Source organism: Rhizobium sp. PEPV16 (assembly GCF_008919455.1).
GTDB lineage: Bacteria > Pseudomonadota > Alphaproteobacteria > Rhizobiales > Rhizobiaceae > Rhizobium > Rhizobium leguminosarum_Q.
The window spans coordinates 32822-48750 of sequence record NZ_VSZV01000346.1 but is presented as its reverse complement, the minus strand read 5'-3'; the positions used below and the strand labels follow the sequence as shown (position 1 = coordinate 48750).

At 61.3% G+C, this 15929-nt stretch carries 17 protein-coding genes and 1 pseudogene; 16 read left to right on the top strand and 2 right to left on the bottom strand.

Annotated elements, in window-relative coordinates:
- The 6 genes and pseudogenes from FY112_RS28565 to gfa all read left to right on the top strand — a co-directional run.
- Positions 1–90: pseudogene (locus FY112_RS28565) on the top strand (electron transfer flavoprotein subunit beta/FixA family protein); the annotation flags it as partial.
- 25 nt (positions 91–115) lie between these two features.
- On the top strand, positions 116–1057 hold the full coding sequence (locus FY112_RS28560; RefSeq protein WP_151519847.1) for an electron transfer flavoprotein subunit alpha/FixB family protein: 942 nt from the start codon (positions 116–118) through the stop codon (positions 1055–1057).
- A 15-nt stretch (positions 1058–1072) separates the two neighbouring features.
- A complete protein-coding gene (locus tag FY112_RS28555) occupies positions 1073–1768 on the top strand; it encodes a dimethylsulfonioproprionate lyase family protein (RefSeq protein ID WP_017956857.1) in 696 nt (231 codons plus the stop codon).
- Positions 1769–1919: 151 nt separating this feature from the next.
- On the top strand, positions 1920–3047 hold the full coding sequence (locus tag FY112_RS28550; RefSeq protein WP_026158223.1) for an S-(hydroxymethyl)glutathione dehydrogenase/class III alcohol dehydrogenase: 1128 nt from the start codon (positions 1920–1922) through the stop codon (positions 3045–3047).
- Between the two features lie 3 nt (positions 3048–3050).
- Positions 3051–3887, top strand: coding sequence for an S-formylglutathione hydrolase (gene fghA / locus FY112_RS28545; RefSeq protein WP_017956855.1), 837 nt, complete (start codon positions 3051–3053; stop codon positions 3885–3887).
- Between the two features lie 54 nt (positions 3888–3941).
- Complete coding sequence (gene gfa, locus FY112_RS28540; RefSeq protein WP_017956854.1) at positions 3942–4514, top strand: S-(hydroxymethyl)glutathione synthase; 573 nt, start codon at positions 3942–3944, stop codon at positions 4512–4514.
- On the opposite strand, the gene FY112_RS28535 is transcribed toward gfa, so the two are convergent.
- The gene (locus FY112_RS28535; protein ID WP_151519846.1) at positions 4466–4825 is read right to left on the bottom strand and encodes a hypothetical protein; all 360 of its coding nucleotides are present in this window, start codon (positions 4823–4825) and stop codon (positions 4466–4468) included. The two genes, gfa and FY112_RS28535, sit on opposite strands and share 49 nt — an antisense overlap.
- Positions 4826–4917: 92 nt before the next feature.
- Here FY112_RS28535 and FY112_RS28530 point away from each other — a divergent pair, with 92 nt between their 5' ends.
- From FY112_RS28530 to FY112_RS28485, 10 genes are all read left to right on the top strand, one after another.
- Complete coding sequence (locus FY112_RS28530; RefSeq protein ID WP_017956853.1) at positions 4918–5634, top strand: GntR family transcriptional regulator; 717 nt, start codon at positions 4918–4920, stop codon at positions 5632–5634.
- On the top strand, positions 5631–6542 hold the full coding sequence (locus FY112_RS28525; RefSeq protein WP_094088314.1) for a dihydrodipicolinate synthase family protein: 912 nt from the start codon (positions 5631–5633) through the stop codon (positions 6540–6542). The genes FY112_RS28530 and FY112_RS28525 overlap by 4 nt, the downstream gene beginning before the upstream one ends.
- A complete protein-coding gene (locus tag FY112_RS28520; RefSeq protein ID WP_094088313.1) occupies positions 6535–8052 on the top strand; it encodes an aldehyde dehydrogenase in 1518 nt (505 codons plus the stop codon). Before FY112_RS28525 ends, FY112_RS28520 begins: the two co-directional genes overlap by 8 nt.
- Positions 8049–9395, top strand: a complete 1347-nt coding sequence (locus FY112_RS28515; protein WP_094088312.1) for an FAD-binding oxidoreductase — start codon at positions 8049–8051, stop codon at positions 9393–9395. The genes FY112_RS28520 and FY112_RS28515 overlap by 4 nt, the downstream gene beginning before the upstream one ends.
- Positions 9396–9472: 77 nt before the next feature.
- A complete protein-coding gene (locus FY112_RS28510; protein WP_094088311.1) occupies positions 9473–10324 on the top strand; it encodes a glycine betaine ABC transporter substrate-binding protein in 852 nt (283 codons plus the stop codon).
- Positions 10325–10371: 47 nt separating this feature from the next.
- Positions 10372–11502: a glycine betaine/L-proline ABC transporter ATP-binding protein gene (locus FY112_RS28505; protein WP_151519845.1), complete on the top strand. Its 1131-nt coding sequence runs from the start codon at positions 10372–10374 to the stop codon at positions 11500–11502.
- A gap of 21 nt (positions 11503–11523) precedes the next feature.
- Positions 11524–12372, top strand: coding sequence for a proline/glycine betaine ABC transporter permease (locus FY112_RS28500; protein WP_094088309.1), 849 nt, complete (start codon positions 11524–11526; stop codon positions 12370–12372).
- The gene (locus FY112_RS28495; RefSeq protein ID WP_027664599.1) at positions 12369–13220 is read left to right on the top strand and encodes an ABC transporter permease subunit; all 852 of its coding nucleotides are present in this window, start codon (positions 12369–12371) and stop codon (positions 13218–13220) included. Before FY112_RS28500 ends, FY112_RS28495 begins: the two co-directional genes overlap by 4 nt.
- Before the next feature lie 16 nt (positions 13221–13236).
- Positions 13237–14235 (top strand): 4-hydroxyproline epimerase, encoded by a 999-nt coding sequence (locus FY112_RS28490; RefSeq protein WP_094088308.1) that lies wholly within the window; start codon positions 13237–13239, stop codon positions 14233–14235.
- A gap of 25 nt (positions 14236–14260) precedes the next feature.
- The gene (locus tag FY112_RS28485) at positions 14261–15271 is read left to right on the top strand and encodes a GlxA family transcriptional regulator (protein ID WP_151519844.1); all 1011 of its coding nucleotides are present in this window, start codon (positions 14261–14263) and stop codon (positions 15269–15271) included.
- 115 nt (positions 15272–15386) lie between these two features.
- On the opposite strand, the gene FY112_RS28480 is transcribed toward FY112_RS28485, so the two are convergent.
- The coding region (locus tag FY112_RS28480; protein ID WP_151519863.1) for a M24 family metallopeptidase at positions 15387–15929 on the bottom strand (543 nt) is incomplete at its 5' end.

Here is a 15929-nt window from a genome sequence, read left to right as displayed (position 1 = left end):
GAGGAGCCGTCGGGCCGCAAGGCCGGCGTCAAGGTCAAGTCGGTCGCCGAACTGATCGACAAGCTCAAAAACGAAGCCGGCGTGCTGTAATCAGCTTGGAACAGGAGCCATCATCATGACCATTCTTCTTCTGGCTGACCACGACAATTCAAGCCTGTCCGATCAGACCGCCAAGGCGCTGACGGCAGCCGCAAAGATCGCCAAGGACCAAGCAAGTGATATTCATATCCTCGTCGCCGGCAAGGCTACCAAGCCTGCTGCCGAACAAGCGGCCAAGCTTGCCGGCGTCTCCAAGGTACTACTGGCCGAAAGCGACGAGCTTGCCAACAATCTGGCAGAGCCGCTGGCCGACCTGATCGTGTCGCTCTCCGCCAGCTACGACACGATCATCTCTGCCGCCACCTCGGTCGGCAAGAATGTGGTGCCGCGGGTCGCTGCCCTTCTCGATGTCGCCCAGGTCTCCGAGATCATCGAGGTGATCTCGTCCGACACCTTCAAGCGGCCGATCTATGCCGGCAACGCCATTCAGACGGTGCAGGCGACCGATGCCAAGAAAGTCATCACCGTGCGCACCGCATCCTTCGCCTCTGCACCGGACGGTGGCTCGGCAACGATCGAGGCGATCCCGGCGGTTTCCGATCCGGGGCTTTCGACCTTTGTCGGCGATGCGCTGTCGGCCTCAGACCGTCCGGAACTGACCTCGGCGAAGATCATCATCTCCGGCGGCCGGGCGCTCGGCTCGGCGGAAAAGTTCAGGGAGGTCATCCTGCCTCTTGCCGACAAGCTGGGGGCCGCCGTCGGTGCCAGCCGTGCTGCCGTCGATGCCGGTTATGCGCCGAACGACTGGCAGGTCGGCCAGACCGGCAAGGTGGTGGCGCCGCAGCTATACATTGCCTGCGGCATTTCAGGCGCCATCCAGCATCTGGCCGGCATGAAGGATTCGAAGGTGATCGTCGCCATCAACAAGGACGAGGAGGCGCCGATCTTCCAGGTCGCCGACTACGGATTGGTCGCCGATCTCTTCGATGTCCTGCCGGAATTGGAAAAGGCGCTCTAGCGGGGGAGACCGAGCGTGGCGCGCGTCGTGGGACGTCCAATCAAACCTGGTGCCGACCTTCTTCTCAACGATGACGAGAAGCCGGCATACATACGGCTGCACGACATCGGCAGAGAGCGGCGCTCTCGGCCGCTGCAGGAATTCCTCAATGATGTCGGCGGGCTGATGCTGTCGGCGGAGGCTCCTGCAGTCGCCAGTTTCGTCGCGGGCAAAGTCCTCCAGAGGCTGCTCAAGACCGGCAAGGTGCGTCCGGAGGGCGGGCCTCTTCCCGGCGCGCCCGAAGGGCTGGATGACGCCATCGGCCATCTTGCAAAATCGGGACGGAAATACGAGGCGATCGCCGGCCAGTTCCAGAGTCTCGCCGATAAGCTGCTCTGGAGACGCGGCCGCTCCGGCCCTTTCGCAAGCCTGAATTTTGGCAATACGCACTCCCATGCGGTCTTGGTCGGTCCCGGCGGCATGGAGGAACGCGCCGATCTCAGGGTCGGCGTGATCTACATGGATCGCTATACAAGATTTCCCGATCATGTTCAGACGCAGCCCCGCGCCTTCATCCTGCTTTCGCCGGGCGAAATCCGCCTTGGCGATTCCGAGTGGTTCTCTGCCGGTGTTGGTACGGTTTTTGCGAACGACGCCGGGCAATCCTTCGCGATAAGATGCACAGCCCGGCCGCTGCTTGCGGTCTGGTGCCAGGTTGAGCGGGAGACGTGATGGGTTCCTTGGCGACAATGGGCCCGAGATAAACAAAAGCCCGAAGGCGAGAGCTTGAAGTCTCGGCGGGAACGCAGCGATGCAGATCGGCGAGAGCCGGTCGATCGGAGTATGCAGCATCAGAATTCAATTTAAGAGGAAGGATCTCAAAATGGACGTTCGCGCCGCCGTTGCCGTTCAGGCAGGAAAACCGCTCGAAGTGATGACCGTGCAGCTGGAGGGGCCGCGGGCCGGCGAAGTGCTGGTGGAGGTCAAGGCGACGGGCATCTGCCACACCGATGATTTCACTTTGTCGGGCGCCGATCCGGAAGGCCTCTTCCCGGCGATCCTCGGCCATGAGGGTGCCGGCATCGTCGTCGATGTCGGCCCCGGCGTCACTTCGGTGAAGAAGGGCGACCACGTCATTCCGCTCTACACCCCGGAATGCCGTGAATGCTATTCCTGCACCTCGCGCAAGACCAATCTCTGCACCTCGATCCGCGCCACCCAGGGCCAGGGCGTGATGCCGGACGGAACCAGCCGCTTCTCGATCGGCAAGGACAAAATCCATCACTATATGGGCTGCTCGACCTTTTCGAACTTCACCGTGCTGCCGGAGATCGCGCTTGCCAAGGTCAATCCCGACGCGCCGTTCGACAAGATCTGCTACATCGGCTGCGGCGTCACCACCGGCATCGGCGCCGTCATCAACACCGCCAAGGTGGAGATGGGCGCGACGGCCATTGTCTTCGGGCTCGGCGGTATCGGCCTCAACGTTCTGCAGGGCCTGCGTCTGGCCGGCGCCGACATGATCATCGGCGTCGATATCAACCCTGACCGCAAGGCCTGGGGCGAGAAGTTCGGCATGACTCACTTCGTCAATCCGAAGGAGGTCGGCGACGACATCGTGCCCTATCTCGTCAACATGACGAAGCGCCACGGCGACCTGATCGGCGGCGCCGATTACACGTTCGACTGCACCGGCAACACCAAGGTGATGCGCCAGGCGCTGGAATCTTCCCACCGCGGCTGGGGCAAGTCCATTATCATCGGCGTTGCCGGCGCCGGCCAGGAAATTTCCACCCGTCCGTTTCAGCTGGTTACCGGCCGCAACTGGATGGGCACCGCCTTTGGCGGCGCGCGCGGCCGCACCGACGTGCCGAAGATCGTCGATTGGTACATGCAGGGCAAGATCCAGATCGATCCGATGATCACCCACACCATGCCGCTCGAAGACATCAACAAGGGCTTCGAGCTGATGCACAAGGGCGAGAGCATTCGTGGCGTGGTCGTGTACTGAGCCATGAAGACGATCTCGACCGAAAATTCTCATGGCGGCACCCAGGGCGTCTACGTCGATCGCTCGGATGTCTGCGACTGCGACATGACCTTTGCGGTATTCCTGCCGCCACAGGCCAAAGCACGAAAGCTGCCGGTTCTATGGTACCTTTCCGGTCTGACCTGCACTCATGCCAACGTCATGGAAAAGGGCGAGTATCGGCGTCTTGCCGCAGAACTCGGCATCATCGTCGTCTGCCCCGACACCAGTCCGCGGGGCGATGCCGTCCCGGACGAACCTGATAATTGGCAGTTCGGCAAGGGGGCCGGCTTTTACGTCGACGCCACCGAGCCGCCGTTCGCGCAGAACTATCGGATGTACAGCTACGTCGTCGATGAATTGCCGAAGCTTATCGAAGCCGAGTTTCCGGTCGACATGACGCGACAGGGCATCTTCGGTCATTCGATGGGCGGACATGGCGCGATCACGATCGCGCTCAAGAACCCGGAACGCTTCGGTAGCTGCTCGGCCTTCGCGCCGATCAGCCATCCGTCGGTCTCCGGCTGGTCAAAGCCGGCATTCCGGAAATATCTCGGAGCGGATGAGACGGCCTGGCGGGCATATGATGCCTGCTCGCTGATCGAAGACGGTCACCGGTTTCCGGAATTCCTCGTCGATCAAGGGACGGCGGATAGCTTCCTGGAGGATGGATTGCGCCCTGAAGAGCTCCGGCAAGCCTGCGAAACGGCCGGCATCAGCCTGCGGCTTCGCATGCAGGAAGGCTACGGCCATTCCTACTTCTTCATTTCGACTTTCATGGAAGACCATCTGCGCTGGCACGCGCGAAGGTTGGGAGACTGATTGCAGAGCTTGGCCGGGCATATCGCAAACGGCCCAGAAGGGGAGGAGAAACCCATGACCAGCATAGCCATACATCCGGCAGTGGATTCAGGCTTTCGGGCGACTGACGCTGCTTTCGCAGGCGGGACGCTCGTCTGCAAGTGCGCAAGCAACCCCGTGAAGGTCAGGATCAAGAGCGATATCGCCCACAATCATGCCTGCGGCTGCACGAAGTGCTGGAAGCCCGAGGGCGCAGTCTTTTCGGTCGTGGCAGTTGCGCCGACCGAAAGCGTCGAAGTTCAGGAGAATGGCGACAAGCTCGCCGTCGTCGATTCCACAGCCTTGATCCAGCGCCACGCCTGCAAAGAATGCGGCGTGCATATGTATGGGCCGGTCGTGCGCGAACATCCGTTCCAGGGATTGTCGTTCGTCCATCCGGAGCGCTTTCAGGAAAGCGGCTGGGCGAAGCCGGGCTTTGCGGCCTTCGTGTCGTCGATCATCGAAAGCGGCTTCGACCCCGCGAAGATGGACGCCGTCAGAACGCAGCTGAAGGCGTCGGGCCTCGAGCCTTACGATTGCCTAAACCCTGGCCTTATGGACTACATCGCAACCTGGATGGCCAAGAAGAGCGGCGTCCTGGCCGCGTGATCGACCTTGGGGGGCGCCAGGTCGGCGCTCCCCGACAAAACCGCCGCTATCAGGATATCGAGATACTCCGTGATGGCCGCACACCGCTGGTTTGCCGGCGGTCGGGCTTGCGAAGCCTGATGGTCAACGTCGATGCGCACTGCATCAACCTCGACTGCAGAGAAATCCTCACCGACCTGCCACGATAATCCGCTTGGAAAGAAACTCCTCGATGGCCGCCGCCGCAGAGCGCCGATCATGGGCAGCGCTTTGAAATGGTGCTCGACATGCACCGGCATGACTTCGCCGGTGTCATTGTGTATTTCACGCATACTAATTGTGTACGCAAAGTACACAATATTTGACTCCTTTGGAAAGGCGTGCCATCTTCACGGCGTAGAGCAACGAGCGGCGGAGAGCGACGATGGCAAAGACACCCAAGAGCAATCTCTACGAAGATCTGAAACGGCAGATTCTGACGATGGAGCTGGATCCGGATACCGATCTGGACGAGGCCAGTCTGAGCGAAAAATACGGGCTCTCCCGGACGCCGGTTCGCGACATATTCCGTCGCCTTGCCGGCGAGGGCTATATCGACATCCGTGAGAACAGGGGTGCGCGGGTCATCCCGATGAACCATTCCACTCTGCGGAATTTCTTTCTCGTTGCGCCGATGATCTACGCGGCGATCGGCCGTCTCGCCGTGCAGAACTTCAAGCCTACTCAGCTTTCAGACCTGAAGCAGACCCAGGAGCGGTTCCGCGCCGCCAGCGAGAACATGGACCCTCTGGCGATGGTTCTCGAGAACAACCGCTTTCACGAAATTTTCGGCGAGATGTCGGGCAACGTCTATCTGCAGCCGAGTCTCGGCCGGCTGCTCATCGATCACGCGCGCATCGGCCACACCTTCTTCCGGCCGAGGAACGAGGACATGAGGCGGCGGCTTCAGGTGGCCGTCGACCACCATGACGGCTTCATCGCCGCACTCGGCGCTCACGACGAGAATGCCGTCGTCGACCTCGTCTTCGAACACTGGGAATTGTCCCGCGAGAACATGGAAATGTTCATCGCCCCGCAAGGCCTCAAGGCGGACGCCTTCCTCGGCGGCCCCGCCACGCAACTCTTGGAGAAATCGTCGTGAAGTTTGAGGGGATCTACACGCCGGCGGTGACGCCGCTCGATCAAAATGGCCAGATCGACCGGGCTGGATTTGCCGCCGTGCTCGAGTCGTTGATCGAAGCGGGCGTCCACGGCATCATCGTCGGCGGCTCGACGGGCGAGTATTACGCCCAGAGCAGCCAGGAGCGTTTCGAGCTCGCGGCCTATGCGAGGGAGGTCATCGGCACGCGGCTGCCGCTCATCATCGGGACCGGCGCCACGCGGACCGAAGATTCGGTCGAATACGCCAAGGCGGCGAAGGAAATCGGCGCGGATGCGATCCTGGTGTCGTCGCCGCCATACGCGCTGCCGACCGAGCGCGAGAATGCGGTCCACGCCCTGACCGTCGACCGGGCGGCGAACCTGCCGATCATGCTCTACAACTATCCGGCCCGCATGGGCGTGGTGATGGGCGAGGAGTATTTCTCCCGCCTCGGCAAGTCCAGGAACGTGATCGCCATCAAGGAAAGCTCTGGCGACATGGGCAATCTTCACCTGCTTGCCCGGAAATTTCCGCACATCGCGCTGTCCTGCGGCTGGGACGACCAGGCGCTCGAATTCTTCGCGTGGGGTGCGAAGAGCTGGGTATGCGCCGGCTCCAATTTCCTCCCGCGCGAACATGTCGCCCTCTACGAAGCCTGCGTCCTCGAAAAGAACTTCGACAAGGGCCGCGCCATCATGATGGCGATGCTGCCGCTGATGGATTTCCTGGAATGCGGCAAGTTCGTCCAATCGATCAAGCACGGATGCGAGTTGATCGGGCTGAAGGTCGGCTCGGTCCGCGCGCCGCTGCGCCCGCTCAACTCCGAAGAAAAGCGAACCCTTCAGACCGTCGTCGCCACATTGAAGCGCACGGTCGCCCAGATCACGTCGGGAGCCAATCATGCATGAACCCTTGACCGTCGCCGAATACAAGGCGATCGCCGCCGAGCTTCAGTTTCCGACGAATGCCTTCATCGATGGCGCATTTCGTCCGGCAAATTCCGGCAAGACTTTCACCTCCACGAACCCTGCGACGGGCGAGGTCCTTGCTGAAATCGCCGCCTGCGATGCCAGCGACGTCGATTTCGCCGTAAAGAAGGCGAAGGACGCGTTCGACGATGGACGCTGGCGGCTGCGCTCGCCGGGCGAGCGCAAGGGAGTGCTTCTCAAGCTCGCCAAGCTCATGGAGCAGAACAGGCACGAGCTCGCCGTCATGGAAAGCGTCGACAGCGGCAAGCCGGTGCGCGAATGCCAGACCGTCGACGTTCCCGATACCATTCATACGCTGCGTTGGCATGCCGAACTGATCGACAAGCTCTATGACAACACCGCTCCGGTCGGCGCCAACGCGCTGACGATGATCGTGCGCGAGCCCATCGGTGTCGTCGGATGCGTGCTTCCGTGGAATTTCCCGCTTCTCATGCTGGCCTGGAAGATCGGCCCTGCGCTTGCGGCCGGCTGCTCGGTCATCGTCAAGCCGGCGCAGGAGACAACGCTTACCACGCTACGTGTCGCCGAGCTTGCCCATGAAGCAGGCATTCCGGAGGGCGTCTTCAATGTCGTCACCGGCAGCGGCAAGGATGTGGGCGAACCGATCGGCCTGCACATGGATGTCGATATGGTGGCCTTCACCGGATCGACGCCGACTGGCCGCCGTTTCTTGCGTTACGCCGCGGACTCGAACCTCAAGAAAGTCGTGCTCGAATGCGGCGGCAAGAACCCCGCGGTCGTTCTCGATGACGCCGAAGACCTGGACCTCGTTGCCGAGCAGATCGTCAACGGCGCCTTCTGGAACATGGGCGAAAACTGCTCGGCCACGTCGCGTCTCATCGTTCATTCCAAGGTCAAGGATGAGCTGATGAAGCGCATCGGCGCCTATATGCGCGAATGGAAGACCGGCGATCCGCTCGATCCTGAAAACCGCATCGGTGCGCTCGTCAGCAAAGCTCATTTCGAGAAGGTGAAATCCTTCCTCGACGACGCCAAGACGGAGAAGCTGTCGGTTGCCCACGGCGGCGAAACCTATAACGGCATCTTCATCGAGCCGACGGTGGTCGATGGCGTGACGCCTGCCAGCCGCCTGTTCCAGGAAGAGATCTTCGGGCCGGTGCTTTCGGTGACCACCTTCAATTCGCTCGCCGAGGCAATCGCTCTTGCCAACGATACGAATTACGGCCTGACGGCATCGGTCTATACCGGCAGCCTGAGAAACGCGATCAAGCTCTCGCGCGAGATCCGTGCCGGCGTCGTCACGGTCAATTGCTTCGGCGAAGGAGACGCCACCACGCCGTTCGGCGGCTACAAGGAGTCCGGCTTCGGCGGCCGCGACAAGTCGGTCTTCGCCCACGACAATTATTGCGAACTGAAGACCATCTGGATCGATGTCTCGGAACGCTCGGTCGACGAGACGATCAGATGACCCACCATGTGATCAAGCGTCTGCCGATCGACACCGGCGTTTCGGGATGGGAGGCGATCAGCGAACGCGCCTTTCCCGCAACGGCGCTTGAGCACGACATTACTGCGGACTGGCTGATCGTCGGCGGCGGATTTGCCGGCCTGTCCGCGGCACGCCGCCTCTCGCAGTTGCGCCCCGAAGACAAGATCGTCGTCCTCGAGGCCCGCGAAATCGCCAAGGGACCGGCCGGCAGGAATTCCGGCTTCATGATCGACGTGCCGCACAATCTGTCTTCAGGCGAATATTCGGTGGCCGACGAAGAGGCGACCAAGGACGAGATCAGGCAGAACCGTCTGGCGATTTCCTTCGCAGCCGATGTCGCGGCGGAATACGGCCTGTCCAGGGAAACCTTCGATCCGTCGGGCAAGGTGAATGCGGCCGCCTCCGAGCGGGGGCTCGGGCTCAACGATAACTACAGGAGGTCGCTCGAAAAGATCGGCGAGGAGCATCGCGTTCTCGACGCCGATCAGATGCGGGAGATGACTGGCTCGCGCTATTATCGCGGAGGGCTCTATACGCCAGGCGCCGTGATGATCCAGCCCGCCGACTATATCCGCGGACTGGCGCGCGGACTTGGCGCAAAGGTCACCGTCCACGAGCATTCGCCGGTGCTGGAGCTTTCGCGCGAGGGCAGGTCCTGGAAGGCGAAATCCGTCCGAGGATCTGTTTCCGCGCCGAAGGTCATTCTGGGTGTGAACGGCCATATTCAAAGCTTCGGCCATTTTCGCGGGCGGCTGATGCACATCTTCACCTACGCGTCGATGACGTCGGCCTTTTTCCAGAACGAATTCGGCGGCGATGTCACCGGCGCAGATCGTTGGGCGCTGCTGCCAGCCGACCCGATGGGAGCGACGGTCAGAAAGATCACCACCGACGGTCGTTCGCGGATCGTCATCAGAACCAAGTTCACCTACGACCCGAGCCTTCAAGTGTCGGAGAAGCGCGTCGCCGGTGTGGCGGTCGAGCAGCGCCGGTCGTTCGACGCGCGCTTCCCCGGACTAGAAAGCCTGCCGATGGAATATAGCTGGGCGGGCGCTCTGTGCCTCAGCCGAAACCATGTGCCGGCATTCGGCGAGGTCGAAGAGGGGCTTTTTTCCGCTTGCTGCGAGAATGGTCTCGGCACGGTCAAGAGTACGCTTGCAGGGATGATGGCGGCCGATCTGGCTGCCGGCGTGGGTAGCCCCGAACTCGACCGATACAGGAACCAGCCGGAACCGAGCAAAATACCTCCCGAGCCCTTTGCGTGGCTGGGGGTCAATTCGGCCATCCGCTTTCAGGAATTGCGTGCAGGCCGCGAGGGATGATCTCTCGCCGCGCAATATGAAGACTGCCCGCTCGCAGACTTCAATGACAATGGGAACGAAAAACAGGAGTAAGAACAATGAAGACTTTGTGGAAGGCGCTTTGCGCCGCTGCGATGATCGGGGTTAGCATCCTTCCCGCTCGCGCGGAAGAAAAGACGATCAATCTGGGCACGATGTCGTGGGAGGACCTTACGCCTATCACCGGCATTACCAAGAAGGTCCTCGAAGACGCCGGCTACGCGGTGAAGGTGACCGAGTTCTCCGAATGGGGCATCGCTTATGCCGCTCTCGCCAAGGGCGATATCCAGGCTCTCGCGTCGCAGACGGACTACGTCGCTCAGGACTATTGGGACAAGAACAAGAACCGGCTCGAGAAGATCTCACCCGTTTCGCATGGCCTTTATCAGGGCGTCGCGGTTCCTAAATATGTGCCGATCGACTCGCTGGAACAGCTCAATGAAAACGCCGACAAGTTCGGCGGCAAGATCATCGGTATCGAGCCGGGCTCCGGCCTGATGCGCGATACTTCGAACGCGGTCAAGGACTACGACCTCAAGCTCCAACTCGTCGAGGGCAGCACCGCCGCGATGACGGCGGCGCTGAAGTCCGCCTATGATCGCAAGGAGTGGATTGCGGTGACGATCTGGGAGCCGTCCTGGATGGTTCAGAAATACGAGGTCAAATACCTCAAGGATCCGAAGGGCGTGTTCCCGCCGCCGCAGAGCTACTACTGGATCGGCCACAAGGGTTTCTCCGAAGAGAACCCCCATGCGCGTGAAGTGATGGCCAGCGTCTACGTGCCGATCGCCGACATCACCGCCATCAACGGCGCCGTCAACGAAGGTAAGACCATGGACCAGGCCGTGCAGGATTGGATCGGCGCGCATGCCGACCTGATCAAGCGCTGGGAAAACATCAAGAAGAACTAAAACGCGTCGTGGCCGTCCGATCCGTCGGGCGGCCACCCTGAAACCTAATGAAGAAGCCAGCGCCGAATGGCTCAAAGGGGATCGCTATGAAAACTGTAAATGCCGATATCAATGATGTCCTGATCGACTGCCAATCCCTCTGGAAAGTCTTCGGAGGCAAATCCGCTGTGGCAATGAAGTCGATCAAGGAGCGCGGCCTTGGCAAAAAAGAGGTCCTGACGGAATTCAACTGCGTCGTCGGCGTATCCGACGCGAGCATTGAGGTCCGGCGCGGCGAAATCTTCTGTATCATGGGACTGTCGGGTAGCGGAAAGTCGACGCTCATCCGCCTTCTCAACAAGCTGATCGCGCCGAGTTCCGGCAAGGTCCTCGTCAAGGGACGCGACCTCGCCACTCTGTCGCCGGTCGATCTCAGGCAGATGCGCGCCAAGAACATCGGCATGGTGTTTCAGAGCGTCGCGCTGCTGCCGCACCGGACGGTCCTGGAAAACGCGGCCTTCGGACTCGAGGTTCAGGGCATTCCCAAGCCGGAGCGCAACAAGACCGCCGCTGCAGCGCTGGAGAAGGTCGGCCTCGCCGACTGGGTGAGCCGATATCCCAACGAGCTTTCCGGCGGTATGCAGCAACGCGTCGGCCTTGCCCGCGCGCTCGCTTCCGACCCCGAAATCATTCTGATGGACGAGCCGTTCAGCGCTCTCGATCCGCTCATCCGCCGCCAGCTTCAGGACGAATTCCGACAGCTAACGAAGGCCTTGGGCAAGTCCGCGGTCTTCATCACACACGATCTCGACGAGGCGATCCGGATCGGCGACCGTATCGCGATCATGAAGGATGGCGTCATCATCCAGACCGGCACGGCCGAGGAAATCATCCTCAACCCGGCGGATGCCTACGTCGCCGAATTCGTTGCGGGCATATCCCGCCTCCATCTGATCAAGGCGCATTCCGTCATGCGCAGCGTTGCCGAATTCCAGCGCAGCCAGCCGAGCCTGGACGTCTCGTCGCTGGCGCGCACGACACCGGACGCAGATATCGACGAACTCATCACACTGACGATGCAGTCGGAGCGCGACGCCATCGCCGTCGTCGACAACGATCAGGTCGTCGGCGTGGTCACCCCGCGCAGCCTGCTGATGGGCGTCAAGGGCACCTCGGCCCGCGACCTGACGGCGGCGTGAGCCCAACTGGAGCTGATTGAGATGGATACTTCAGGCTTCACCGACCTTTTCGACGAATGGACGGACTCTGCGCTCGAGTGGGTGAGCGACAACGGCGAGTTTCTCTTCGACTCCATCAGGCAGGTTCTCGAATGGCTCTATGACGGGATCCTGTGGCTCCTGGAGCTTCCGCCCTTCTACCTGGTCGCGCTCATCGTGGCGCTCATCGGCTGGCGACTGGTGAATATATGGTTCGGCGTCCTTGCGGGCATCGCGCTGGCGCTTTGTTTTTCGATGGGGCTCTGGCCGGAGACAATGAGCACGCTGGCGCTGGTCTTGACCGCAACGGCGCTCGCCCTGGCGATCGGCATCCCGATCGGCATCGCCGCCGGCTTCTTCACGAGCCTCGACCGTTTCATGGAGCCGGGCCTCGACCTGATCCAGACGCTTCCACCATATATCTACCTGCTGCCGGCGATAGCCCTGCTCGGCTATGGACCGGCGACGGCACTGATTGCGACGGTGATCGTCGCCGTGCCGCCGGCGATCCGCCTGACCTCTCTCGGTATCCGGATGACGCCCAAGGAGTTCATCGAGCTCGGAGAGGCGCTCGGGATGACGCCGGCGAAGATGTTCTTCAAGATCCGCCTTCCCTTTGCCCTGCCGAGCATCATGGCAGGCATAAACCAGAGCCTGATGATGGCCTTCGGCATGGTCGTCATCGCCGGCATCGTCGGCTCCGGCGGGCTCGGAGAGACGATCTACGGCGCAATCAGGACGCTCGACATCGCGACCTCGATCAATGGAGCGATCGCCATCGTGGTTCTGACCATGGTGCTTGACCGGATAACCCAGAGCGCCGCTCGGCTCGGAACGGGGAGAAAGTCATGAATCCGTCCATCCTGCAATTTTCGCCCGGCGCTTTCCTGGCGCCGTCGGTCGATTGGCTCAACACCAATCTTCATCCGCTGTTTGCGGCGATCAGCTATCTGGTCGAAGCGGTCCTTTCCGGATTCGAGGCGGCGCTCCTCTTCTTGCCGCCCTATGGGCTTATCGCGATCGTGGTCGTCCTGGCATTCGTCGCCGTCGGTTTGCGCGCGGCAATCCTGGCGGGTCTATGCCTGGGGTTCTGTCTTCTTATGGGGCTGTGGACGGCATCGATGCAGACCCTTTCTCTGGTCACAGTCGCTGTCCTGATCTCCGTGCTTATCGCCTTCCCGATCGGCGTCCTGTGCTCGCGCCACAAGACATTGGAGGCGATGGTTCGCCCGGTTCTCGACGTGATGCAGACCGTACCGCCATGGGTCTACCTCATTCCTGCGGTGATGATCTTCAGCCTTGGACGCGTGCCGGCGATCATCGCCACCATCGTCTACGGCATTCCGCCGATGCTCCGCCTGACCACGCTGGCGTTCAACCAGGTGCCGAGAGAATTTGTGGAACTCGGCAGCGCCATCGGCGCGCCGCCTCGTTCGGTGCTTTGGAAGATCGAGATTCCCTTGGCCAGGCAGACGCTCCTGGTCGGCCTCAACCAATGCATCCTTCTGTCGCTGGCGATGGCCGTATTGGCCGGCCTCGTCGGCGCAGGCGGTCTCGGCGCCGAGGTGACGCGCGGCCTGACGCGCATGGAGATGGGGCTTGGCCTGCGGGCGGGCTTGGCGATCGTCGCGGTCGCCCTTCTGCTCGACCGGCTGTCCCGTAGCCTGCTCGATCGCGACAGGCCACGGAAGGCGGGATGAGCAAGGACGTGGAAAGATGAGAAACGGCTTCTTCTGCATCGATGCGCACACCTGCGGCAATCCCGTCCGCCTCGTCGCCGGCGGCGGCCCGCTGCTTCCACATGCGCCGATCAGCGAGCGACGGGAAATCTTCGTCCGGGACCACGACTGGGTGCGCAAGGCGCTGATGTTCGAGCCAAGGGGGCATGACATCATGTCGGGGGCGATCATCTATCCGGCCTATCGGGAGGATTGCGATTTCGCCGTGCTTTTCATCGAGGTGAGCGGCTGCCTGCCGATGTGCGGCGCCGGCACCATCGGCACCGTGACTGCTGCGATCGAGGAAGGGCTGGTCAAACCGCGCGAACCCGGCCGGCTCGCCATCGAGACGCCTGCGGGAAGGGTCGACGTCACCTATGAGGAGAAGGCCGGATATGTCGAATCCGTTCGTCTCCACAATGTTGCGAGCTATCTCCATGACGCGGATGTCGAGGTCGACGTGCCGGGAATGGGCCGTCTGCGCGTCGATATATCCTACGGCGGCAATTATTATGCCGTCATCGAACCACAGGATAACTGGAGCGGCCTCGACGGCATGACAGCATCCGACATCGTCGGCTGCAGCCAGAAGCTCAGGTCAGCACTTGCCGACGTCTGCGATCCCGTTCATCCCGACGATGTCAGGATCAGAGGCGTGCATCATGCCATCTGGTGCGACCGCCCCGTCAATGACACTGCGGATGGGCGGGGCGCCGTCTTCTACGGGGAGAAGGCCATCGATCGCTCGCCAGGCGGCACCGGCACCTCCGCCCGCATGGCCCAGCTCTACGGGAAGGGACGGCTTACCGTCGCGTCGAGATACCGCCATGAAAGCCTGATCGGAACCGTCTTCGAGGGCCGGGTCGAAGCCGAAGCACGCATTGGGCCCTATAGCGGTATTCTTCCAAGTATCGGGGGCTGGGCGCGCGTCATCGGGCACAACACCATTTTCGTTGACGATCGGGATCCGCTGGCGCATGGCTTTCAGATCCGATGAGCGCGTTTTCGACAGGGAGATGAGTATGCGACCCGATCAGCACCGCCAGGCAGATGACGCTGCGAAGTCGGCCAGCCGCCTCAAGGTCGGGTTCGTTCTGGCGCGATCGTTCACGCTGTCCGCCTTCGCCCTCTTCGTGGACACGCTGCGGCTCGCCAGCGACGAGCAGGATCGTTCCGGAAGGCTCCTTGCCGACTGGCAGGTGATTGGCAGCACGAGGCACCTGATCACCGCGAGCTGTGGTGTCCAAGTCGCGCCGACGTCGGATTTCGTCGACCCGTCGAAGTTCAATTACATCGTGGTCGTCGGCGGCCTTTTGACGGTGGAAAACCCTGTCGACCAGGAAACCATCGCTTTCCTCAAGCAGGCGGACGCCAAGAAGGTGCCGCTGATCGGCGTGTGCACGGGGTCGTTCATCCTTGCTGCGGCAGGCCTGATGAAGCGGCACGACTCCTGTGTAAGCTGGCTGCATTACAAGGAATTCCGGGAGCGGTTTCCGGACCTCAGCGTTTGCTCCGATCGGCTCTTCAATCTCGATCGCCAGCGTGGGTCCTGCGCCGGCGGCAGCAGTTCAGCCGACATGGCCGCGCTGTTGGTCAGGAAATACATCAGCCGCGACGCCGAACGAAACGCACTTGAGGTGCTGCAGATCGAGAGAGCCCGCGCAGCTGCGGACGTCCAGCCCCGGCGTCCGCTCTATGACGATTATGACGATGCCCGCGTCAAGGCGGCGATGATCACGATGGAACAGTTCGTCGACGGTAGCATGTCGATCGAGAAGCTTGCCTCCACGGTTGGGCTCTCAAGACGACAGCTGGAGAGAATCTTCATCGACAAGACGGGGATGTCTCCGGCCAAGGCGTATAATCGTGTTCGCATGGAGCGGGCGAAATCGATCCTTGCCCAGTCGAAGGCGCCTCTGATCGAGATCGCGCTGGATGTCGGCTTTGAAAACGCCTCGCAGTTCACAAGAACCTTCAAGCGCACATTCGGGCAGACACCGTCACAGCATCGTGCTGCTTCGAGAGCGCACTAGAACAGGGATGATTTAGGCCGGGCCGGCCTCAATCATCCTGTTCTAAATTATATAGTTAGAGCATGATGTTGTCCGAAAACCGATCACACTTTTCGGCATCATGCTCTGGGCTTATTCAGATCTCTTCCCACGGAAACGTGTCCAGCCGCTCGGCTCCCCGTGCCGTGATCAGAGCCTGGGTTTCCAGTTTGATGCTCTCGGATCCGGCTTCGGCAATCAGGCTTTCGACGTTGAGAACCATGTTCTCCTCGATGATGCCGCTGAAATCAGGGTCGAAATCCGGATGCAGAAGGATCCCCGGCCATTCGTCCGCCATTCCGGTTCCGTGCAAAGCAAGCGTGTATCGATAAGGCTGGTATTTCTCTGGAATCCGCCACGACAGCGCATTGAACTCTTCGAACGTCATGCCGGGCTTCAGGACGGCGAGATTGTGTTCGATCTGATCCCTGGCAGCGGCGTAGAGTTCCTTCTGCTTGGCGCTCATCGCCACATGTCCCGCTGTCCACGAACGCGACAGGTCGGCGCAATAGCCGTAGGGTCCGATCATATCGGTGTCGAAGGATATCATCTCCCCGCGTTTGATGACGTAGTCCGAGCATTCCTGATACCAGGGGTTTGTTCTCGGGCCTGCGGTCAAAAGCTTGGTCTCCAGCCACTC